The organism is Pseudomonas marginalis (assembly GCF_001645105.1).
Lineage (GTDB): Bacteria > Pseudomonadota > Gammaproteobacteria > Pseudomonadales > Pseudomonadaceae > Aquipseudomonas > Aquipseudomonas petroselini.
In genome coordinates this window covers 128,675-150,983 of sequence record NZ_LKEG01000026.1, presented here as the reverse complement: position 1 = coordinate 150,983, position 22,309 = coordinate 128,675, and the positions used below count along the sequence as shown (strand labels likewise).

The following is a 22,309-nucleotide window of genomic DNA, read 5'->3' as shown; positions in this document are numbered from 1 at the left end:
AGCCCCAACCCCTGGCACTGCGGCTTTCCTGAAAGAATGCAGTGCCCTGGTCAGGGTCGCTTCGCAACCCAGCGCGGGGCAAGCCCGCTCACTACAAATACCTGCCCGTTTTTCTGCACTCGCGCACACAGCAGCATATATCACGCCCTTTACACCTGCCGATAAGGCAGGGCTGCCCTCGCCTCTTCGGCATACGCCACAATCCCCACCCGCTCGCGCTCAAGGAAATCCTCCACGGCGTTCTTCAACCCCGGATGGCGCAGGTAGTGCCACGAGCGCGTAATCACCGGTTCAAACCCGCGAATCAACTTGTGCTCGCCCTGTGCCCCCGCGTCGAAGCGTTGCAGGCCGTGGGCGATGGCGTAGTCCATGCCCTGGTAGAAGCAGGTTTCGAAGTGCAGGCGATCGAACTCTGCCAGGCAGCCCCAGTAGCGGCCATAGAAGCTGTCGCCGCCGATCAGGCTGAAGGCCATGGCCACCGGGCGTGTGCCTTGTTTGGCCAGCACCACGCGGATCGATTCGGGCATGCGCTCGGCCAACAGGCTGAAAAACGCGCGGGTCAGGTAGGGCGATTGGCGGCGCACGGCGTAGGTGTTGGCGTAGCAGGCGTAGACGAAATCCCACTGGGCTTCGCTCAGTTCATGACCTTGCAGCCACTCGAAGTCGATCCCCTGCCCCGCCACTTGTTCACGCTCTTTGCGCATTTGTTTGCGCTTGCGTGAACTCAAGGCGTCGAGGAAGTCCTGGAAGTCGCGGTAGCCGCGGTTCTGCCAGTGAAACTGACACCCCAGGCGCTGCAACCAGCCCGGTTGTTGGGCCAGTGCCTCATCGGCCAGGTCATCGGTGAAGTTGATATGGGCACTGGAGAGCCCTTCGATTTCCAGGTAACCCGGCAGGCTTTTGAGCAGCTCGAAACCGTCCTCGGCACGGACCGCCAACAGGCGTGGGCCACCCACGGGACTGAACGGCACCGCCGTCAGCAGCTTGGGGTAGTACTCGATACCGGCCCGCTCACAGGCATCGGCCCAACCGTGATCAAACACGTACTCGCCGTAGGAATGCCACTTGCGATAACTGGGTAACGCCGCCACCAGTCGATCGCCCTCCCAATGCAACAGATGCTCCGGTTGCCAGCCCGATTGCGGGCCCAGGCTGGCGCTGTCTTCCAACGCGCTCAGGAACGCATGGCGCACGAACGGCTGGGCCTGTGGCACCAGCGAATCCCAGGCTTGCGGGGCGATTTCGGACAGGCTGTCCAGGCGTTGCAACGGCATCGGCATCCTCACTACTTCAGGGCGTGAAAGCTTGGCGAGTATCGCTGATCGCCGGCCTTCGCACACCCCCGATTCGCGAGACAAGGCTCTAAACCAATAGTTCCGAAGATGAATAATTTGTCATGTAGATGACATCACTTAGCCACTGCCGCGTCATAAACGATCGTGATACTGACGCCTGTTTTTAGAGCGCCTGGTTCTATCAGGTGGTTATGTGTTCCGTCCGTCATCGGTCGGTTGTGTCCTGGATGGTTTGCCATCCCTCCTCACTTTCGGAGATTGATATGCGTCTTGCTTCCACTAAAACTGCGGCGGTCCTGTGCGGCGGCCTGTTACTGGCCCTGAGCGTTCCGGCCAGCGCTGCAGTCGACGCTAAATTGCTCGACATGCTCAAGGCCAACGGCCAGATCACCGCTGCGCAGTACACTGAACTGCAAAGCGAATTGGCCAGAGACCAGAAAGAACAGCAGATCGCACGGCAAGCTCAACAAGAGACCAACGAACAGATCGCGGCCACCGCGAAAAAAACCAACGAGCTGAGCAGCTTCGACCAGAAGCTGGCCTGGGCCGCCAAGACTCAGTTCAAGGGTGATGTGCGCATGCGCCACGAGACCATCAAGGTCGAAGGCGAAAATGGCGTCACCCGCGCCGGCGTCACCGGCCGTGATAAAGATCGCGAACGGATCCGTGCGCGCCTCGGCGCCTACACCGAGATCAACCCGCAAGTGGACACCGGTATTCGTATCGCCACCGGCGGCGGCAGCGATGCGCGCTCCACCAACCAGGACCTGGACGGCTACTTCGATAAAAAATCGATCTGGCTGGACCTCGGCTACATCGACTACCACCCCGACCAGATCAAGAACCTGCACATCATTGGCGGCAAAATGCTGCAGCCGTGGGTCAACATGGGCGACGTGATCTGGGATAGCGACATCAACCCCGAAGGCCTGGCAGTCACCTACAAGTACCCACTGGGTGGCAGCGCCGAGCTGTTCGGCAGCCTGGGTAACTACAACCTCAAGGACAACGTGGACGGTGACGGCGTGCAGTACCGCCACGACCTGCGCCTGACCACCGGCCAGTTGGGCACCCGTTTCTCGGTGACCGACAACCTGAAAGTGACCCTGGGCGGCAGCATCTACGCCTACCAGAACGACGAAGACAGCCGTGCCTCCGGGACCAGCACCCCGAACGTACTGGCGACCAACGGCAACACGCCAAACGGCGAGTTCCGCTTGTATGAAGGTTTCAGCCAAGTCGATATCGGTGGCCTGGCAGTGCCTCTGGCGTTCTACGGCCAGTACGTAAAAAACAACGACGCTATCGACGATGCCGACACTGCCTGGTTGTTGGGTGCCAAGTCCAAGGTGTTCGGCTTCAACCTGGACTACAACTATCGCGACGTAGAGAAAAACGCCGTGGTGGGTGCCTTTACCGACTCGGACTTCGGCGGCGGCTTCACCGGCTCCCGTGGCCACAAGTTCAAAGTCGGCTATGACATCGACAAGAACTTCGCCATCGGCGCCACCTACTTCCTGACCAAGACCGACACCTATAGCCGCACACTCGTGGACCGTAGCGCGAAAGCCAACACCTTCCAGCTGGACGCAGAAGCCAAGTTCTAACTGCACGCGTCATAAGCCTTGGGCCAGGACGGCCCGAGGTGGCTCTACAGCCTTGCGTGGGTGGATCGGTCCCCATCATCCGTCCGATTCAACCACGCGAGCCTGCTTATTCCCCGCCTTTGTGATCCTTGAGCCGCTCGGCAGCCAGCCGCTGCGCCAGGGCATCCACACCCTCTACCGGCTCATCCGGCATGATCTTCAGCGTCGCCTGCAGCAGGCGCATCTGGCGGATAAACCGACGGCAGTTCGGGCAGAACATCAAGTGATGACGCACCAGCAGACGCTCGCGAAAGGTCAATTGCCCGTCGAGGTAGTCACTGGAACGTGCCACTTGCTCTTTACAGGTCAACATTCGCCCGTTTCCTCAAAATGCTCCACCGAGGCGAAGACTTTAAGCCGCGCCCGATGCAACAGCACACGGACATTGGAGAGCGACAGCGTCAGAAGATTACAGATCTCTTCCAGCTCCAGGCCCTGGCGTTCACGCAGCACCAGCACGCTGCTTTGCAACTCCGACAGGCTCAGCAACGTATGCTCCAGGCATTGGCGCAGTTCATCTTCGGTCAGCAGCGCTTCCGGGGTGTCTTGATGCCAGGCGTAGGGGGCGACGGCCCAGTGGCCATCGTCCGGGGAAAAGCGCTCGTCACCGATGGTGCCATGGGGCGAAGGCAAATCGTCGAGCAACACCTCACGACGGTTCTGCTTGTAGCGGCCCTTGGCGGCGTTGGCGGTGATGGTCAGCAGCCAGGTCTTGAGGCTGGAGCGCCCTTCGAACTTGGCCAGGTTGCGTACCACCGACAGCCAGGCGTCCTGCACGACTTCGTCGGCGTGGCGCTGGCCGACGATGGCATAGGCCACCGCCCGCATGGCGCTCTGGTATGTGGTGACCAATTCCTTGTAGGCCCGCTGCTCACCCTTGAGCAGGCGTTCAAGCAGGTGCGCGTCGTCCGCTGCTGCCATGTCTACCTCGATTCCACCGTGGAAACCCGATTCCTGTGGGAGCTGGCTTGCCTGCGATGCAGACACCTTGGTGTATCAGTCACACCGCAGTGATGCTATCGCAGGCAAGCCTGCTCCCACATTTGACCGAGTCCGACCGACCAATCAGCGCTTGCGCAGGATCACGCTGCCGATCGAATAGCCCGCACCAAACGAACTGAGCACTGCCACGGAGCCCTTGGGCAAATCATCCTGGTAGGTGTGAAACGCAATCACCGAACCCGCCGAGCTGGTATTGGCGTAGGTATCGAGGATCACCGGCGCTTCTTCCACCGAGGCTTCGCGGCCCAGCAGTTTTTTCACGATCAGGTGGTTCATGCTCAGGTTCGCCTGGTGCAGCCAGAAGCGCTTCACATCGGCCACGTTCAACTGGTTCTCTTCCAAGTGCACGCCGATCAATTCCGCCACCATCGGGCATACGTCACGGAACACCTTGCGGCCTTCCTGCACGAACAGCTTGTCCGGCGCGCCGACGCCCTCTTCCGCGGCGCGGTTGAGAAAGCCGAAGTTGTTGCGGATGTTATTGGAGAACTTGGTCAGCAACTTGGTGCTCACCACGTCGAACTGATGCTCGGAGGTCGCCAGGTCGGCGCGCTCCAGCACCACGGCAGTGGCCGCATCACCAAAGATGAAATGGCTGTCACGGTCGCGGAAATTCAGATGCCCGGTGCAGACTTCCGGGTTGACCATCAGGATCGCCCGCGCCTGGCCCAATTGGATGCTATTGGCGGCGTTCTGGATGCCGAAGGTGGCCGAAGAACAGGCCACGTTCATGTCAAAGCCAAACCCTTCGATGCCCAGGGCTTCCTGGACTTCAATGGCGATGGCCGGGTAAGCGCGTTGCAGGTTGGAGCAGGCGACGATCACACCGTCGATGTCGGCGGCAGTCTTACCGGCGCGTTGCAGGGCTTGCTCGGCGGCGCCGACGGCCATCTGGCAGAGCACCGACCATTCATCGTTGCTGCGCTCGGGCAGGCGCGGGGCCATGCGCTGCGGGTCGAGAATGCCGTCTTTGTCCATCACGAAGCGACTCTTGATGCCCGAGGCTTTCTCGATGAAGGCCGCGCTGGATTCGGTCAGCGGCTGCACGTCACCGCGCTCGATGGCGGCGGCGTTATCGCTGTTGAACTGATGCACGTAAGCATTGAAAGACTGCACCAGCTCTTCGTTGGAGATGCTGTTGGCCGGGGTGTACAGGCCAGTGCCGCTGATGACGACGTTATGCACGGTCGTTCCTCTAAATCTGTCAGGCAGAAGATATTGGTACCGTCGTACCAAACTTTAGGTAGTCCAATGCCGCGCAGCGGACATCAAACTGGCGTCGCTTTATTCCATCGCGCCGTAGCCCTTCACGACGATCCCGGCATTTATAACCGCGAAGTTTGCCACAAACCTCGAAATTTGGCGCTATCTGTGGGAGGGGGCTTGCCCCCGATAGCGGTGGGCCAGTCAACACATCCTTTACTGACAGACCGCAATCGGGGGCAAGCCCCCTCCCACACTGGACCTGTATTGCCCTGGAAACCGTGTAAATATCAGGCCTCTACCAGGCTCCATTGCTTGCTTAGACGCTTGTCGGAAATCGGCACCTTGGTGCCCAACTGCTGGCCAAACAACGACACCCGATACTCCTCCAACCACCAGCGATAGAGCTCCAGCTGCGGATCGCGCTTGCCTTCCTGGGTGTGCTTTTTCAGGCGGTTTTCGTACTGCGTCCACAGCCCGCCCAGCTCGCTGCTCCATACCCGGTCTTTTTGCACCTGGCTCGGCAGTTTCTCCAGGCGCAATTCGATGGCCTTGAGGTAACGCGGCAACTCCTTGAACCACTGCGCCGGGGTTTCCCGCACAAAACCGGGATACACCAAGTTGCTCAGTTGCTGCTTGATATCGTTCAGGGCCACGGCCTGGGCCAGGTCGATCTTGCCTTTGAAGCGTTTTTGCAGGCCGTGCCAGAGTTTCAGCACCTCCAGGGTCAGGCGCGCCAAACGCTCGGCGTGCTCGGTCCAGCTGCCACGCTTACGCTCGGCCAAGGCCGCCAAACCGGCGCCATCACGCGGCAGGCTGGCTTCGCCTTCGAGTACGCAGGTGTCGAGGCTGGCCAACAGGATGTCTTCCACCAGCGCATCGATGCGCCCCAGTTCGCGGTACATCAGCCCCAATTCGGTCAGACCCGGCAATTTGCCACGCAGGAACTTCGCCGGTTCCGCCAGTTGCTGCATCAGCAAGCGTTGTAAGGCGCGGCGATGCTGAAATTCAGCCTCGGCGGCGGTGGAGAAGCGCCCTTCCTTGACCGTGCCGTTGTCTTCCACCAGTGCTGGGTACACCGTCATCGACAGCCCGGCGATCTTCTGCTGAGTCTTTTCCGCTACCGCCGCAAACACTTTGGCCTCGACCGGCTGCTGGCTTTTCGCGGTTTGCGGCACGGCCAACGCGGCCTGGCTGGCCCCGGCGAAGCGCGCCGTCAGTTCAGCCAGGTCGCGGCCTTCGCCGAGGAACTTGCCCTCGCCGTCGACCACTTCCAGGTTCATCTTCAGGTGGTTTTCGACCTGCTGCGCGGCTTCGGCCCAGGCTTCATCGCTGACCCGCGCGCCCGTCATGCGCAGCAATTCACGGCCCAGCGCCTGGGGCAACGAGCCCTGGCCGAACTCGATCCGTTGCAGGGCGGCCTTGACGAAGTCCGGCACCGGCACGAAATTCTTGCGCAGCGCCTTGGGCAGGTTGCGCACCAGGGCAATGCATTTGGCTTCGATCACCCCCGGCACCAGCCACTCCAGGCGCTCCGGCGGCAAGGCCGGCAGCAACGGAGCCGGCACGCGCAGGGTCACGCCGTCACGCGGGTGGTTGGGTTCGAAGTGGTAACTCAAGGCCAGTTCCAGGTCGCCCAGGTGCAGGGTGTCCGGGTAATGCGCGGCGGTGACTTCACTGGCTTCGCGGGCCAGCACATCTTCCTCGCGCATGATCAGCAGTTGCGGGTCTTTCTGGCTGTTGACCTTGTACCAACTGTCGAAGGTCGCGGTCTGGTGAATCTCCGCCGGCAAGCGCGCATCGTAGAAGGCGAACAGGGTTTCTTCATCCGCCAGGATGTCGCGACGGCGCGCCTTGGCTTCGAGTTCGTCGAGCTGTTCCAGCAACTGCTGGTTGGCCGTGAGGCATTTGGCTCGCGACTGGATCTCGCCACGCACCAGGCCTTCGCGGATAAACAGCTCGCGAGACACCACCGGGTCAATCGGCCCGTAATGCACCGGCCGGCGGCCGACCACAATCAGGCCGAACAGGGTGATCTGCTCAAAGGCCACGACTTGGCCGCGCTTCTTCTCCCAGTGGGGTTCGAAGTGGTTTTTCTTGATCAGGTGCCCGGCCAGCGGCTCGATCCAGTCCGCGTCGATCTTGGCGACCATGCGCGCATACAGCTTGGTGGTTTCCACCAGTTCGGCAGTCATCAACCATTGCGGGCGCTTCTTGCCGATGCCCGAGGACGGGTGAATCCAGAAGCGCCGCTGACGTGCGCCGAGGTAATCGCCGTCTTCGGTCTTCTGGCCGATCTGGCTGAGCAGGCCGGACAGCACGGCCTTGTGCAGTTTCGGGAAGTCCGCCGGCTCTTTATTGACGGTCAGCTGCATGTCGCGGCAAATCAGGCTCAACTGGCGATGGGAGTCGCGCCACTCGCGCAGGCGCAGGTAGTTGAGGAAGTTCTTGCGACACCAGTTACGCAACGGGCTGGCGGTCAGCTCCTGGCGTTGCTCTTCAAAGCCGCGCCACAGATTGACCAGCCCGGCGAAGTCCGAATCCGGGTCTTTCCACTGTGCGTGGGCCTGGTCGGCGGCCTGTTGACGCTCCGGCGGACGCTCGCGCGGGTCCTGGATCGACATGGCGCTGGCGACGATCAGCACTTCCTGCAAACTGCCGAGCTTGGCGGCTTCGAGCAACATGCGGCCCATGCGCGGATCGACCGGCAGGCGCGCCAGCTGGCGGCCCAACGGGGTGAGCTGGCTGTTACGGTCCACTGCCGAAAGCTCTTGCAGCAGGTTGAAACCATCACTGATGGCCTTGCCGTCCGGCGGTTCGATAAACGGGAAATCGGTGATTTCGCCGAGGCGCAGGTGCAGCATCTGCAGGATCACGGCGGCGAGGTTGGTGCGCAGGATCTCAGGGTCGGTAAATTCCGGACGGCCGATAAAGTCTTCTTCGCTGTACAAGCGAATGCAGATGCCGGGCTCGACCCGACCGCAACGGCCTTTACGCTGGTTGGCGCTGGCCTGGGAAATCGCTTCGATCGGCAGGCGCTGCACCTTGGCGCGGTAACTGTAGCGGCTGATGCGTGCGGTACCGCTGTCGATCACATAACGAATGCCCGGCACGGTCAGCGAGGTTTCCGCGACGTTGGTCGCCAGCACCACGCGCCGGCCGGGATGAGACTGGAAGATGCGCTGCTGTTCGGCCGGCGACAGGCGCGCGTACAACGGCAGGATTTCGGTGTGCTTGAGCTGGGCCTTGCGCAACATGTCGGCAGCGTCGCGAATCTCGCGCTCCCCCGGCAGGAACACCAGCACATCGCCGGGGCTGCGCCGCTCGCTGCGCTCATAAGCGGCGATTTCGTCGAGGGTCGCGAGGATCGCCTGATCGACCGTCAAGTCGTCTTCGACACGGTTGCCCTCCTCGTCCTGTTCCAGGGTCAGCGGGCGATACCAGGTGTCCACCGGGAAGGTACGGCCCGACACCTCGACAATCGGCGCATCGTCGAAATGCTTGGAGAAACGCTCCAGGTCGATGGTCGCCGAGGTGATGATGACCTTCAGGTCCGGGCGGCGCGGCAGCAGGGTCTTCAGGTAACCCAGCAGGAAGTCGATGTTCAGGCTGCGTTCGTGGGCTTCGTCGACGATGATCGTGTCGTAGCGTTCGAGGTAACGGTCGTTCTGGGTTTCCGCCAGCAGGATGCCGTCGGTCATCAGCTTGATCAGGGTATTGGAATCACTTTGGTCTTCAAACCGGACTTGATAGCCGACCAGCGCGCCGAGCGGCGTGGCGAGTTCTTCAGCGACGCGGCTGGCGACACTGCGCGCGGCGATCCGGCGCGGCTGGGTGTGGCCGATCAAACCGAACTGGCCACGACCGATCTCCAGGCAGATTTTCGGCAACTGGGTGGTTTTACCCGAACCGGTTTCACCGGCAATTATCAGCACCTGATGCTTGAGCAGCGCGTCCTTGATTTCATCGCGCTTGGCCGCAATCGGCAGGCTGTCGTCATAGCGGATCACAGGCAGGCTGGCGCGCCGCGCCGTGACCTGCGCGCAGGACGCCTGCATGCGCGCCACCCACTGCGCCAGCTTTTCCTCGTCGGGCTTCTTGCGCAGCTCAAGCAACTGCCGGCGCAAGCGGTGGCGGTCGGCGAGCATGGCGTGGTCGAGGGTTTTGAGCAGTTGGTCGATAGTGGGTGCTTGGTCAGTCATCAGGTACGCAAAGGTCTTCTAGTGAGGCAGGTGAGCCTGCGGTGACGTGATCGTGGGTGGCAATTGTCGCAGATTTCAGTCGCTGTGAACGAGGCAAGCCATTTCAAAGCCGCAAAACCACCGCTTCATACAAGGGTGGCAGGCTGTTTGAGCCTGACGGGAACGTCCCGACCCACACCCTTACATGACTTTTCGCACGCAACCATCAGGGTTTTCTATATGGCTTGCCCATGACCCGGCGCGCTCTACTGCGGCACGCAAAAAACGCCTCCCTTCATGCCCAACGCTGCCCGCACCGGAAAAACGTCATGCCAAGCCCAACAGCCAATTTGCCCCCCCTCTCAACGACATGGACCTCGCATGCGGCCCCCACTTACACGGAGCAGGATCCTGCCTTGGAGCCGCGCGCACGTGCTGCCCAGACCTACGTCGATACGTTGGGCATGTACGCCGAAGATACGCATCCGGATTCGGTCAGGCAGCTCGAATCACGACGGCCGTCGTCTCTTGCACCGACTTACTGGCAAGCCATGGGCAGGGACAGCCCCCTGCCTGAACAGGTGGGAAACACCCCTTCCATCGACGAGGACCCAGTGAGTTTTTCACCCAGCCTATCAGGCAGGGCGCTGGCGCAGGCGGTGAAGCATGTGGACCGTCTCAACCATGTGCTCGAACAGGCCGAGCAATTAGGCACGCTGTTGCTGGAGCGTGATCAGCAGGGCGGAACGTCCATCGACTTACAAACCGTGGTGACACTTTGTCGCAAGTTGGATCAGCTCAGGTCTGCCTGGGCCGCTGGCGCATTTGCGGGGTCATCACGGATAGGCACGCAATTGGCCAGTCATTGCGCTCCCGTCCCGCGAACACTGCAGGAGGACGCTTTGAAAGCATTGATAAACAACCTGTGGGATGTTGCGAAAACGGAGTACCGGGATAAGTACCTGACCGACCCACTGAACGCAGACCACATCCTGGTAGACGTCTACAGGTTGGTTGAAGGCCTGAAAAATTCTCGAATCTGAAGCCATCACCCGGAGAAGCCCCTGTGATCAGACCCACACCGTTTTCACCCCCCGAGTCCGGCGCCACCCTGGGCCGACTGGTACAACAAACCCACTTTATCCAGGGCGCCGTGGTTAAAAGCCTGGTCGATCAAGGGCACAGTCACCTGCTCGGGAACACCCGCAACCTCGAACACGCATTGCTTCGCCCCATGAGTCGAATGCCGGAAAGTGCGCCACAGGAAAAAGGGCATCAACTTCAAGCCTGGATGCACGTTTCAAGGCTCGACGCGGCGCTTGAGGCCTTCGACCAGGAAAGCCGCAAACGCTTTGCCCTGCAACCGGATGCAAACACACCCCTGCAAGCACTTGCGCAACGCAATGAGCAACTGGCAACCCGCATGGAAGCACGCAACGCCCTGATGGATCGACGCGCCGCATGGGCGGCCACCACCCCTCCAGCGTCCAGTGAGTTGGACCCGATCCCCCTCCACGTCCTGCTACCTGCACCGCTGAACAGCAGGTTGACCGCGCAAGACCTGAAACAGGCCGTCAAACACGTCAACGCCCTGGATAAGGAGACGGGCCTGCTGGATGCTCACATCAAGCAACAACCGCACCCGTTGTCTCAAGTCGAGGAAGAGATCTTTATCAAGCAACGTAACGCCCTGACCGAATACCGCAACGCCTGGGCAACGGGGCGCCTGAAAGGCAGCAGTCAATTCACCACCACCGTTGGCCTCACCCCGGAGCGTAAACGCTTGGAGCAGAATCTTGAGCGCAACCATCAATCTGCACCGGTGGAACTGACACTCCACCGACTGGAGCGCACGCTCGAAACCGCCCACCGCAACGGCGCGGGAGAAAAACTGTCGCCACAAGCGGTGAACGCGGCGCGCAATGCCCTGGCGAATTTACGCGATGCCTGGCGTAACGGCAGGCTTGATGGCAGTTCGGAGGCAGGCATGGACCCCATGCTGATTTTAACCTCGCCGAATAATCAGCGAATCAAACTGGAGCTGGCGGTTATCGAACATGCCTTTGTGCAACTGAACACCGTTCCCCGCACGGAGCAAGCCGGCAGCGCCAAGGATCGCCAGGCGTTCAAAGCGTTGATTCAGTCGGCCAACAACACCCATGTCAAACATGCCGCCATCCGTCAGCTTAAAGACGACAACAAACAGCGGGCGCTGATTGCTGAACTGAATACCGATCTGCACACCCTCTACACCGACCTCAGAAGCCACCTGGCCATTCACCACATAACCACGTCCCTTCCCTAACGTTGCCGGGATGAACCCAGGTAGGCAAAAGACTTATGGGGCTACTCCACAGAGATTCTTACTACAAAAAATGACCAGTTCATCCGACGGTTGAAAAGCAAAAGTCCGATTTTCCGTAAGCGCTGGCAGGCGCCCAATAAGTCATCCAGAGAGGTCTGGACAACCAGGATATTCCAACCTGATACGGAGGCTTTATGCCCATCGACGCCCCTGTTTCCTCCCCCAACCTGCCGAGCTATTCAACTGCCATGCAGGCTCAACCGCGCTCGCACGAGTCGCAGCCCCCTCCCAGATACGAGTTCCCTCCGGCCTATACACAGCAGCCATCGTCTTCGCCCGACAACCGGGAGTCGTCGGAACCTGCAACCAACCTGACGGCGACCAGGATCGCGAACTTCCACGCGATAAGCCGCGCCATTCGGGGAACGAACTTCATGGACAGCCCTTAATACAGCGGTTAAGCCCCATTCAACACGTTACTGTGACTTAAGGATTTCGTATGCCATTACCCATCGACCGCTATGCCAACAGCAGCGCCAACAATTACTCAGACCGATACGCCACCAAGCATCAGGACGTTGCGCCTCAAACCCATTCGACACAAAGTTCTTGGACGCAAGGTTCAAGCAACACTGGCGCATCGGCGCCGCTGCTGGATAAACAGCCCTACTCCGCCATGAGCCCCTCCAGGCAAAAAGAACTCGATCAACTGAAAAAGACCAAGGACGCACTGGAAAAACTCCCCGTCGACTTCCCGACACCCGCGCTTCCAAAAACGTCCTACCAACCCCCTATCAATCTGTTGGAACAACGGATCAAAAAGCTTGAGGTCAGCCCCGGAAGCAAAAACCCGATCAACCAATTCAACGATTACCGGGAGAACAAAAAAACCGATAAGGCATTCAATAAAGAAATGGGGTCCCTCTACAAGCAAGCCCGGGACGTACAGACCCGTGGCTCCAACCCTACTGACAGAAACCGCGCCTCCAACGTAACAGACACATTGACTACGCTGGGCAAGGGCCAACCCTGGCTCAAAGACATCCGCAAAGAAAATCGCAAAGAAGGCGCCTAGCGTTCATCGCCATTGGCGACCATTGACCGGCAACCCTGGCTGACTGCAGCACACCCGCAGTCAGCCAGTGGGCAATGCCCTCCGCGATCACGTCGACAGCCCCCCTTCATCCTGCGGGTCCTTGCGCCGATACGGAAACACATCAATCACCTTCCCCGCCCGAATCGCGGCCTGCAGGCCCTTCCAGTAATCGGCGTTGTACAACTCGCCATGCAGCTCATCGAACAGCTTGCGTTGGCCCGCGTCGGCGAACAGGAACGGCGGGAATTCCTCGGGGAACACATCCAGCGGGCCGATGGAGTACCAGGGCTCGGAGGCCATTTCATCCTCGGGGGTGCGCGGTGCGGGGATGTGACGGAAGTTGGCTTCGGTGAGAAAGCAGATTTCATCGTAGTCGTAGAACACCACGCGGCCGTGACGGGTGACGCCGAAGTTCTTCAGCAGCATGTCACCGGGGAAAATATTCGCCGCCGCCAGTTGCTTGATCGCCAAGCCGTAGTCTTCCAGGGCTTCGCGCACTTGAGCGGGGTTGGCGTTGTCGAGGTAGAGGTTGAGCGGGGTCATGCGCCGCTCGGTCCAGCAGTGACGGATAAGCACGGTATCGCCTTCCACTTCGACGGTGCCGGCGGCCACTTCCAACAGCTCGGCCAGGCACTGCGGTTCAAACTTGCTCAGGGGAAAACGGAAGTCGGCGAACTCCTGGGTATCGGCCATGCGCCCAACGCGGTCGACGCTTTTGACCAGGCGGTATTTCTCGATCACCGTGGCGCGGTTGACGTTTTTCGACGGCGAAAAGCGGTCCTTGATGATCTTGAACACCGTGTTGAAGCCCGGCAGGGTGAATACGCTCATGACCATGCCGCGCACGCCGGGGGCCATGATGAACTGATCGTCGGTAGTCGCCAGGTGGTTGATCAGCGCGCGGTAGAACTCCGACTTGCCGTGCTTGTAGAAACCGATGGAGGTGTACAGCTCAGCGATATGTTTGCCCGGCAAAATGCGCTTGAGGAAGCCAATGAACTCCGCCGGTACCGGTACGTCGACCATGAAGTAGGAACGGGTAAACGAAAAGATGATCGACACTTCGGCTTCGTCGGTGATCAGCGCATCGATCTGGATGCCCTGGCCTTCGCGGTGCAGCAGCGGGATGACCAGTGGCCATTGTTCGTCGCGGGTGTAGATGCGTCCTACAAGGTAGGCGCCCTTATTGCGGTAGAGCACCGAGGAAAACAGCTCGACCTTGAGGTCCGGGTCCTTGCACACCCAGTCCGGCAGGTTTTCCCGCAGCTGGACTTCGAGGCGACGCAGGTCGGCTGCCAGGTCCGCGTAGGGTTCGCTGAAGCGGTAGTCGGCAAACACCTGCGCGAGCATCTGCGGGATGTTCCCGGCGGGCGTGTAGGTGCGCGTCTGCGCGGCCCGTGCCCGGCGCAGGCTGGGCCGCGTGGTGTGGATAAACATGCAACCGTCGCTGATCAGGTCGTGGCTGAACAGGCCGCAGAAGATCGAGTTGTACCAGGTTTCGGACAGCTCATCGTCGAAGCGCAGGTCGATCAGGCCGATGTAGGCGCTTTTCACCACGGGCCACGCATCAATGTCGAGCAATGTGGCGTCATCGAAGTGCTCATGCAGACGCGCGGTCACTTCATTGACCTTCTCTTCATAGAGGTTGATCCGCGCCGCTGATGCGGCCTGGGCTAGTTGCCACTGGGCCTTTTCAAAACGCTCGCGGGCGCCATCGGTGATCTGGCGGAAGTGTTCACGGTAATCGTCGAAGCCATCGAGGATCATCTGGGCGATAGCGCGGGCGGAAGGCGACATGCGGGAAACCTCGACGAGCATCTGGAGCCCCTGAGCTTAGCCAGTGTACGGAAACAGGAGAAGGGTCATTTTTTTCGCCAGCTTGTACAAGTTCGTTAATTTCGTACATTTATTTGCAATTTTTAAAGTCGACCATCCGGTCAATAAATACACCTGTGAGTTATCGCGAGTTTTACCTGCACGCCTGCAACCCTGGGGCTTGGAAGGTTGAGGCAGGCAAAGGGCCCGCCGCGCTGGTCTTGATGAACCTCTTAGAGCGTTGGATCCAACTAAGGGAAACCCTGATTACTACCTTGATGGCACTTTGATATACAGCGCGCCCTCTCCCACCCTAACAAGGTCAGAAGACCGATCCGGGAACAGGTTCTAATCGCCTAAGGAGCATTGAGATGTCATTGAGGAACATGAAGATCGGTCTGCGTGCCAGTCTGAGTTTTGCGGTGTTGGCCAGCTTGCTGGTAATTGTCGGGATGTTCGGCCTGGGCCAGATGGCCAAGCTGCGGCAAAGTGCGCTGGTCATCGAACAGTCATGGATGCCGAGCATCGAGAACATCCACGACAGCGCGGCCTATGTGGCCAGCATCCGCCTGGAGGCGTTGCGCCTGGCGACCACCGACGAATCACGGGTGCGCGATACCAGCAAAGCTCTCCTCACCCGCCATCGCGGCGAACTGCAAGGGCTGCTGGACCGCCAGGAAACAATGCTGAGCAGTGATGGCGAGGGCGAGCTGCTGAATAAGTTGAAAGCCAATGTGGCCACCTACCTCAACATCGTGACCCAGATGGTCGCCCTGGTGGACAAGGATCAACAGCAAGACGCCATCGACCTGCTCACCAGCCGCCTCGCCCCCCAGGGCACAGTGCTGAACAAGAGCCTGGAAGACCTGATCGTGTTCAACCAGAACGGCGTCGAGGCCGCGGCGGATGCAGCGGCGCAGATGTACGCCAGTGCACAGTGGATTGTCGGCCTGATCATCGTCGTCGCACTGATCGCCACCTTGCTGCTGGCGTGGCTGCTGACCCGCAGCATCACCGCCCCGCTCGGCCAGGCACTGACCGTGGCACGCACCATTGCCGGCGGCGACCTGAGCCAGCCGATCGCCGTCAGCGGCAAGGACGAACCCGCCCAGTTGCTCACCGCCCTGGCCACCATGCAGGCGCAGCTGCAAGGCACCATCCGCGGCATCAGCGAGTCGGCGCAACAACTGGCGTCGGCTGCCGAAGAGATGAGTTCGGTGATGGAACAAAGCACCCGTGGCCTGCAGGCGCAGAACGATGAGATCGAACAGGCGGCCACAGCCGTCACCGAAATGAGCGCGGCGGTGGACGAAGTCGCCGGCAATGCGGTGTCCAGCGCCGAGGCGTCCCAGGCTTCCGACGAGGACAGCAAGCACGGTCACTACCAGATCAGCGAAACCATCAGCTCGATCCAGAACCTGGTGGACGAAGTGCTCGGTGCGTCGAACAAGGCCGAAGGCCTGGCGGTGCAGGCCCAGGACATCAGCAAGGTGCTGGAAGTGATCCGCGGCATCGCCGGGCAAACCAACCTGCTGGCGCTCAACGCGGCGATTGAAGCCGCCCGCGCGGGTGAGGCCGGGCGTGGTTTTGCGGTGGTGGCGGATGAGGTGCGCTCCCTAGCGCAACGCACCCAGGACTCCACTGAAGAAATCGAGCAGATGATCGTCGGTATCCAGCGCGGTACCCAAGACACCGTCGAAGCGCTCAACAGCAGCGCCGATCACGCCGGCCAGACTCTGCAACGCGCCAACAGCGCCGGCAGCGCACTGGAAAAAATCACCGCCGCCATTTCGCAGATCAGTCAGCGCAACCTGGTGATCGCCAGCGCCGCCGAGCAGCAGGCGTTGGTCGCGCGCGACGTCGACCGCAGCCTGGTCAACATCCGCGACCTGTCTACCCAGACCGCCGCCGGCGCCACCCAGACTTCGGCAGCCAGTCAGGAGTTGTCGCGCTTGGCGGTGGATTTGAATGGGTTGGTGACGCGGTTTGTCCTGTAATCAATGAAAGCGGCGTGCAACACTCGCCGCCTTATTGATAGGGGAGTTTTCCGTGAGACCTGTGGACACCTTGTACTTGCTGGGGCTCGCCGCCATTTGGGGGGCGAGCTTCCTGTTCATGCGCATCATCGCGCCGGAGATCGGCACGGTACCGACGGCGTTTTTCCGCGTGTCGATTGCCGCCGCCGGGTTGCTGGTGATCCTGGCGGCCATGCGGGTGAAATGGGACTTCCAGGGCAAGTTCAAGACGGTGTTGCTCTTGGGGGTGATCAACTCCGGGATCCCGGCGACGATGTATTCGGTGGCCGCCCAAGTGCTGCCGGCGGGTTACTCGGCGATTTTCAACGCCACCACGCCATTGATGGGCGTATTGATCGGCGGGCTGTTTTTCAGCGAGCGCCTGACCCCGTCGAAAGTCGCCGGCGTCTGCCTGGGCCTGTTGGGCGTGGGCGTGCTGACCCGCGCAGGGCCCGTGGCGTTTGACCTGGAATTGCTGATGGGCGCGCTCGCGTGTTTGCTGGCGACCACCTGTTACGGCTTTGCCGGGTTCCTCGCACGGCGCTGGTTGGATCAGCGCGGAGGGTTGGACAGCCGCCTCTCTGCCCTGGGCAGCATGCTCGGCGCCACCTTGTTCTTGTTACCGTTCTTCGCTTACAGCGCCGTCAGCCAGCCGCCCGCCAGCTGGGGTGGGTGGCAGGTGTGGTTGTCGCTGCTGGGGTTGGGCCTGGTGTGCACGGCGTTTGCCTACATCCTGTACTTCCGCCTGCTGACCTCCATCGGGCCGGTGAAGTCGATGACCGTGACCTTCATGATCCCGCCGTTCGGCGTGCTGTGGGGCGCGTTGCTGCTGGATGAGCCGTTGTCGATGGCACACCTGTATGGCGGGGTATTGATCGCGGGAGCGTTGTGGTTGGTGTTACGCCCGAAGAGACTGTCAGCGCGCTTGGGGTGAGCGGGCTTGCCAGAGTTTTCATGTGGCCCCCTGGGACGGCTCGCTATAATGCCGCCCAGATTTTTCCAAGGACTCCCCAATGATCGCATTGCCCTGGCTGTACCTGGCGCTTCTTTCCATCGGCTATCTGCTGGCCTTGATCTACGGGCAACTGGGGATGCTGGCGGGCGTGTCCATCGCGCTGCTGCTGATCGCCGGCTACGCGGTCCGCCAGCAACGCACGCCTTGGGCGCGCTACCTCGGCCACGGACTGTTTATCGTACTGGCCCTGAGCCTGGCGATGCATTGGCTGCCGGGTTTCTACAATGGGCGCGGCATTGCCCCGCAGCGTTTCACCGACGATGCCGTGCCCTTCTCGATGTACTTGAACCAGGACAAGCCGCTGATTGGCTTCTGGCTATTGCTGGCCTGCCCGTGGATCGTGGCGCGGCGCTCGCTGCGCCTGTCGATCTGCGTGGCCGCCCTGGCCCTGACCCTCACCGCCATCGCCGCGCTGGGCGGCGCCACCTTGCTGGGTGTGATCAGTTGGGCGCCGAAATGGCCGGAACAGGCATGGCTGTGGGTCCTCAATAACCTGCTGTTGGTGACCCTGGTGGAAGAGGCCTTGTTCCGGGGCTATGTACAGGGCGGCTTGAGCCGACGCTTCAAACACCTGCCTTACGGCGAGAACCTCGCCTTGTTGCTGGCATCGCTCGTGTTCGGCCTGGTGCACATCGGAGCGGGCTGGCACTGGGTGCTGTTGGCGAGCATCGCCGGCGTGGGGTATGGCTTGGCTTATCGCTTTGGTGGCCTGGGCGCGGCGGTTGCCACGCACTTTGGTTTGAATCTGCTTCACTTCGGGTTGTTTACCTACCCGATGCTGGCCGGGTGATTGTTGCAAAATTAAGTTAAATAAAAGCGTTTTCCGGCCGACAACCCTTGAAAGCCTTGCGGATTGAACAATCATGCGTAATAACCAACCCGTTACCCAGCGCGAACGTACCTTCCCCGCTCAGCAACGGTTGATCTCCACCACCGATGCCAAAGGCGTGATCACCTACTGCAACGACGCCTTTGTCGAGATCAGTGGGTTCTCCCGCGACGAACTGGTGCGTGCCCCGCACAACCTGGTGCGTCACCCGGATGTGCCGGGCGCGGTCTTCGCGCATATGTGGTCGACGCTCAAACAAGGCTTGCCATGGATGGGCATTGTCAAGAATCGCTGCAAGACCGGTGATCACTATTGGGTTAACGCCTACGTGACGCCGGTTTTCGAAGGCAACCAGGTGGTCGGCTACGAATCGGTGCGCATCAAGCCCACCGCCGAGCAGATCCGCCGCGCCGAAGCGCTCTACCAACGCATCAATCAAGGCAAGTCGGCGATTCCCCAACGCGATAAGTGGCTGCCGGTGTTGCAGGACTGGCTGCCGTTTATCCTGGTGAGCCAGTTGAGCTTCATGATCGGTGCGTCACTCAACTCCCACTGGGGCTTTGCCTTGGCGGCAGGGTTGTCGGTGCCGTTGGGCCTGCTCGGTCTGAGCTGGCAACAGCGCGGTCTCAAGCGTTTGCTGCGCCTGGCCGAGCAGACCACCTCCGACCCGTTGATCGCGCAGATGTACACCGACAGCCGTGGCGCCCAGGCGCGTCTGGAGATGTCGATCCTCAGCCAGGAGGCGCGTCTTAAGACGTGTCTCACGCGCTTGCAGGACACCGCCGAACACCTCAACGACCAGGCCGCGCAGTCCAACACCCTGGCGCATAACAGCTCCAGCGGCCTGGAACGCCAGCGCGTGGAAACCGAACAGGTGGCCACGGCGGTCAACCAGATGGCGGCCACCACCCAGGAAGTCGCCAGCCACGTGCAGCGCACGGCCGACGCCACCCAGGAAGCCAACCGCCTGACCGGCCGTGGCCGCGACATCGCCGGGGAAACCCGCGAGGCGATCCAGCGCCTGTCTGTCGCGGTGGGCGAGACCGGCGTGACCGTCACGCAACTGGCCAAGGACAGCGATGAAATCGGCGGCGTGGTCGATGTGATCAAAGGCATTGCCGACCAGACCAACCTGCTGGCGCTCAACGCCGCCATTGAAGCGGCGCGTGCCGGTGAGATGGGCCGTGGGTTTGCGGTCGTTGCCGACGAAGTCCGTCAACTGGCGCAGCGCACCGCGGAATCGACCGGGCAGATCCACGCCTTGATCGCCAAGTTGCAGCAAACCGCCGCCGCCGCCGTGCAAACCATGGACGCCGGGCATCGCCAGGCCGAAGAAGGCGTGGCGCGGGTGATGGAAGCGGATCAGGCGTTGGTGGGGATCAGTGAGGCGGTAGCGCATATCACCGACATGACCACGCAGATCGCCGCTGCCACCGAAGAGCAAAGCTCGGTGGCCGAAGAGATCAGTCGTAACATCAGCACCATTGCGCTGTTGGCCGACCAGACTTCGGAACAGGCGCTGAACTCGGCGCAGCTGAGTGAGGAATTGACGCATACCGCGAATACTCAGTATTCGCTGGTAGAGCGTTTTAACCGGTAGACCGCTTTCGCGAGCAAGCCCGCTCACACATTTGACGGTGTTCACATATTCATCTGTGTGAATACAGTCAATGTGGGAGGGGGCTTGCTCCCGATAGGGCCCTAGCAGGCAAACAGAAACTCAGCCACTGCCACCGCCGCAGCCTCCAGATGCTGCTCATGACTGAACCCCGACGCCTTCAACGGCTTCAAGTCATGATCCCCCGCCACCAGCCACATCATCTCGATGCTCGGCGATAATTCATACCCCTCCACCGCCGCCCGATTGCCCAGCGCATCCCGCTCGCCCTGCACGATCAACGTCGGCGTCTTCAACCCGGCCAAATGCTCGACCCGTGGCTTTTCCGGCTTACCCACCGCATAGAACGGATACCCCAGGCACACCAGTGCATCGGCACCTAATTCATCGGCCAATAAACTGGCCATGCGCCCGCCCATCGACTTGCCACCAACGGCCAGTTTCCCAGCGACATGACGTCGCACCTCGGCATACACCTCACGCCAGGCTTCCAGCAGTTTGGGCGCCGGGTTCGGCGGACGTTTGCCACCGTCCACACGGCGCTGGGCCATGTAGGGAAACTCGAAGCGCAACACGTTCACGCCATGCCCGGCAAGGCGCGCAGCCATGTCGTTCATGAAGGCTGAGTCCATCGGTGCGCCGGCGCCGTGGGCCAGGATCAGCGTCACGGGCGTGCCCTTCGCGGCAGTCGACGCGGCATCCCACAACCCGCCGCGTTCGCGCACACACTGCGCCCATTGATCCCCGTCAATACTGGCCTTGTGCTCTTTGCCCATGCTTGCCTCGCTTTTTAGTCTGCCTATAACTCCAGCCCAAGTGCCGCATCTGCTTGGGTTGAACCGTGGATGGGGAACCATGAACACTACTTTAAGTACCGCCTATAACTACAAGGTGGTCCGCCAATTCGCCATTATGACGGTGGTGTGGGGCATCGTCGGCATGGGGCTCGGGGTTTTTCTCGCGGCCCAATTGGTCTGGCCTGCACTCAACTTCGATTTGCCGTGGACCAGCTTCGGGCGCCTGCGCCCGCTGCACACCAACGCGGTGATCTTCGCCTTCGGTGGCTGCGCCTTGTTCGCCAGCTCCTTCTACTCGGTACAACGCACCTGCCAAACCCAGCTGTTCGCGCCGAAGATCGCCGCGTTCTGCTTCTGGGGCTGGCAGTTGGTCATTCTCTTGGCCGCCATCTCCTTGCCGCTGGGCTACACCAGCTCCAAGGAATACGCCGAGCTGGAATGGCCGATCGACATCCTGATCACCATCGTGTGGGTGGCTTACGCCATTGTGTTCTTTGGCACCGTGGCCAAGCGCAACACCAAGCACATCTACGTCGGCAACTGGTTCTTCGGTGCGTTCATCATCACCGTGGCTATCCTGCATATCGTTAACAACCTGGAAATCCCGGTCAGCCTGACCAAGTCCTACTCCCTCTATGGCGGTGCGACGGATGCCATGGTGCAGTGGTGGTACGGGCATAACGCGGTAGGCTTTTTCCTCACCGCCGGCTTCCTGGGGATGATGTACTACTTCGTGCCCAAGCAGGCCGAGCGTCCGGTGTACTCCTATCGCTTGTCCATCGTGCACTTCTGGGCGCTGATCACCCTGTACATCTGGGCCGGCCCGCACCACTTGCACTACACCGCACTGCCGGACTGGGCACAGTCGCTGGGCATGGTGATGTCGCTGGTGCTGTTGGCACCGAGCTGGGGCGGCATGATCAACGGCATGATGACCCTGTCGGGCGCCTGGCATAAATTGCGCAGCGACCCGATCCTGCGCTTCCTGGTGGTGTCGCTGGCGTTCTACGGCATGTCGACCTTCGAAGGCCCGATGATGGCGATCAAGACCGTCAACGCCCTTTCCCACTACACCGACTGGACCATCGGCCACGTCCACGCCGGCGCCCTTGGCTGGGTGGCAATGATCTCCATCGGCGCGCTGTACCACATGATCCCGAAAATCTTCGGTCGCGAGCAGATGTACAGCCTCGGCCTGATCAACGCGCACTTCTGGCTGGCAACGATCGGCACCGTGCTCTACATCGCCTCGATGTGGGTCAACGGCATCGCCCAGGGCCTGATGTGGCGTGCGATCAACGAAGACGGCACGCTGACCTACTCCTTCGTCGAAACCCTGGTGGCCAGCCACCCAGGCTTCATCGTGCGGCTGGTGGGCGGCGCCATCTTCCTCAGCGGCATGTTCCTGATGGCTTACAACACGTGGCGCACCGTGCGTTCCGCGCAGCCCGTCGAAGCCGCCACTACTGCGCAGCTGGCCTGAGGAGTCGAT

Annotated in this window: 16 protein-coding genes; 9 read left to right on the top strand and 7 right to left on the bottom strand. The window is 60.9% G+C overall.

Annotation, left to right across the window (positions count from 1 at the left end; all coding sequences use genetic code 11):
- Positions 1-149 precede the first annotated feature (149 nt).
- Complete coding sequence (locus tag AO064_RS05665; protein ID WP_064052687.1) at positions 150-1,274, bottom strand: GNAT family N-acetyltransferase; 1,125 nt, start codon at positions 1,272-1,274, stop codon at positions 150-152.
- 284 nt (positions 1,275-1,558) lie between these two features.
- On the opposite strand from AO064_RS05665, the gene AO064_RS05660 reads away from it, so the two are divergent.
- Positions 1,559-2,902, top strand: coding sequence for a putative porin (locus AO064_RS05660; RefSeq protein ID WP_064052686.1), 1,344 nt, complete (start codon positions 1,559-1,561; stop codon positions 2,900-2,902).
- Positions 2,903-3,008: 106 nt separating this feature from the next.
- On the opposite strand, the gene AO064_RS05655 is transcribed toward AO064_RS05660, so the two are convergent.
- From AO064_RS05655 to hrpA, 4 genes are all read right to left on the bottom strand, one after another.
- Positions 3,009-3,254, bottom strand: a complete 246-nt coding sequence (locus tag AO064_RS05655; RefSeq protein WP_015885283.1) for an anti-sigma factor family protein — start codon at positions 3,252-3,254, stop codon at positions 3,009-3,011.
- Positions 3,248-3,862, bottom strand: a complete 615-nt coding sequence (locus tag AO064_RS05650; protein ID WP_046035993.1) for an RNA polymerase sigma factor — start codon at positions 3,860-3,862, stop codon at positions 3,248-3,250. The genes AO064_RS05655 and AO064_RS05650 overlap by 7 nt, the downstream gene beginning before the upstream one ends.
- A 144-nt stretch (positions 3,863-4,006) precedes the next feature.
- A complete protein-coding gene (locus AO064_RS05645; RefSeq protein ID WP_064052685.1) occupies positions 4,007-5,128 on the bottom strand; it encodes a beta-ketoacyl-ACP synthase III in 1,122 nt (373 codons plus the stop codon).
- A gap of 308 nt (positions 5,129-5,436) precedes the next feature.
- Positions 5,437-9,348 carry an ATP-dependent RNA helicase HrpA gene (gene hrpA / locus AO064_RS05640; protein WP_064052684.1) on the bottom strand — a complete coding sequence of 1,304 codons (3,912 nt, stop codon included), beginning with the start codon at positions 9,346-9,348 and terminating at the stop codon, positions 5,437-5,439.
- Between the two features lie 395 nt (positions 9,349-9,743).
- Here hrpA and AO064_RS05635 point away from each other — a divergent pair, with 395 nt between their 5' ends.
- The 3 genes from AO064_RS05635 to AO064_RS05620 all read left to right on the top strand — a co-directional run bounded on the left by AO064_RS05635 (position 9,744) and on the right by AO064_RS05620 (position 12,707).
- Positions 9,744-10,370: a hypothetical protein gene (locus AO064_RS05635; protein WP_064052683.1), complete on the top strand. Its 627-nt coding sequence runs from the start codon at positions 9,744-9,746 to the stop codon at positions 10,368-10,370.
- Positions 10,371-10,393: 23 nt separating this feature from the next.
- Positions 10,394-11,632: a hypothetical protein gene (locus AO064_RS05625; protein ID WP_147469638.1), complete on the top strand. Its 1,239-nt coding sequence runs from the start codon at positions 10,394-10,396 to the stop codon at positions 11,630-11,632.
- Positions 11,633-12,131: 499 nt separating this feature from the next.
- Positions 12,132-12,707: a hypothetical protein gene (locus AO064_RS05620; protein ID WP_046035987.1), complete on the top strand. Its 576-nt coding sequence runs from the start codon at positions 12,132-12,134 to the stop codon at positions 12,705-12,707.
- An 87-nt stretch (positions 12,708-12,794) separates the two neighbouring features.
- Here AO064_RS05620 and aceK read toward each other — a convergent pair whose 3' ends face one another.
- A complete protein-coding gene (gene aceK, locus AO064_RS05615) occupies positions 12,795-14,525 on the bottom strand; it encodes a bifunctional isocitrate dehydrogenase kinase/phosphatase (RefSeq protein WP_064052855.1) in 1,731 nt (576 codons plus the stop codon).
- Positions 14,526-14,914: 389 nt separating this feature from the next.
- Here aceK and AO064_RS05610 point away from each other — a divergent pair, with 389 nt between their 5' ends.
- The 4 genes from AO064_RS05610 (at position 14,915) to AO064_RS05595 (ending at position 20,002) form a co-directional block, all read left to right on the top strand.
- A complete protein-coding gene (locus AO064_RS05610) occupies positions 14,915-16,540 on the top strand; it encodes a methyl-accepting chemotaxis protein (RefSeq protein WP_064052680.1) in 1,626 nt (541 codons plus the stop codon).
- A 52-nt stretch (positions 16,541-16,592) separates the two neighbouring features.
- Positions 16,593-17,492 carry a DMT family transporter gene (locus AO064_RS05605; protein ID WP_064052679.1) on the top strand — a complete coding sequence of 300 codons (900 nt, stop codon included), beginning with the start codon at positions 16,593-16,595 and terminating at the stop codon, positions 17,490-17,492.
- Between the two features lie 79 nt (positions 17,493-17,571).
- A complete protein-coding gene (locus tag AO064_RS05600) occupies positions 17,572-18,363 on the top strand; it encodes a CPBP family intramembrane glutamic endopeptidase (protein WP_064052678.1) in 792 nt (263 codons plus the stop codon).
- Positions 18,364-18,436: 73 nt separating this feature from the next.
- Positions 18,437-20,002 carry a methyl-accepting chemotaxis protein gene (locus tag AO064_RS05595; RefSeq protein WP_015885295.1) on the top strand — a complete coding sequence of 522 codons (1,566 nt, stop codon included), beginning with the start codon at positions 18,437-18,439 and terminating at the stop codon, positions 20,000-20,002.
- 101 nt (positions 20,003-20,103) lie between these two features.
- Here the strand turns inward: AO064_RS05595 and AO064_RS05590 are convergent, their stop codons facing one another.
- Positions 20,104-20,796, bottom strand: coding sequence for an alpha/beta family hydrolase (locus AO064_RS05590; RefSeq protein WP_064052677.1), 693 nt, complete (start codon positions 20,794-20,796; stop codon positions 20,104-20,106).
- A gap of 79 nt (positions 20,797-20,875) precedes the next feature.
- Here AO064_RS05590 and ccoN point away from each other — a divergent pair, with 79 nt between their 5' ends.
- Complete coding sequence (ccoN, locus tag AO064_RS05585) at positions 20,876-22,300, top strand: cytochrome-c oxidase, cbb3-type subunit I (protein WP_064052676.1); 1,425 nt, start codon at positions 20,876-20,878, stop codon at positions 22,298-22,300.
- Positions 22,301-22,309 lie beyond the last annotated feature (9 nt).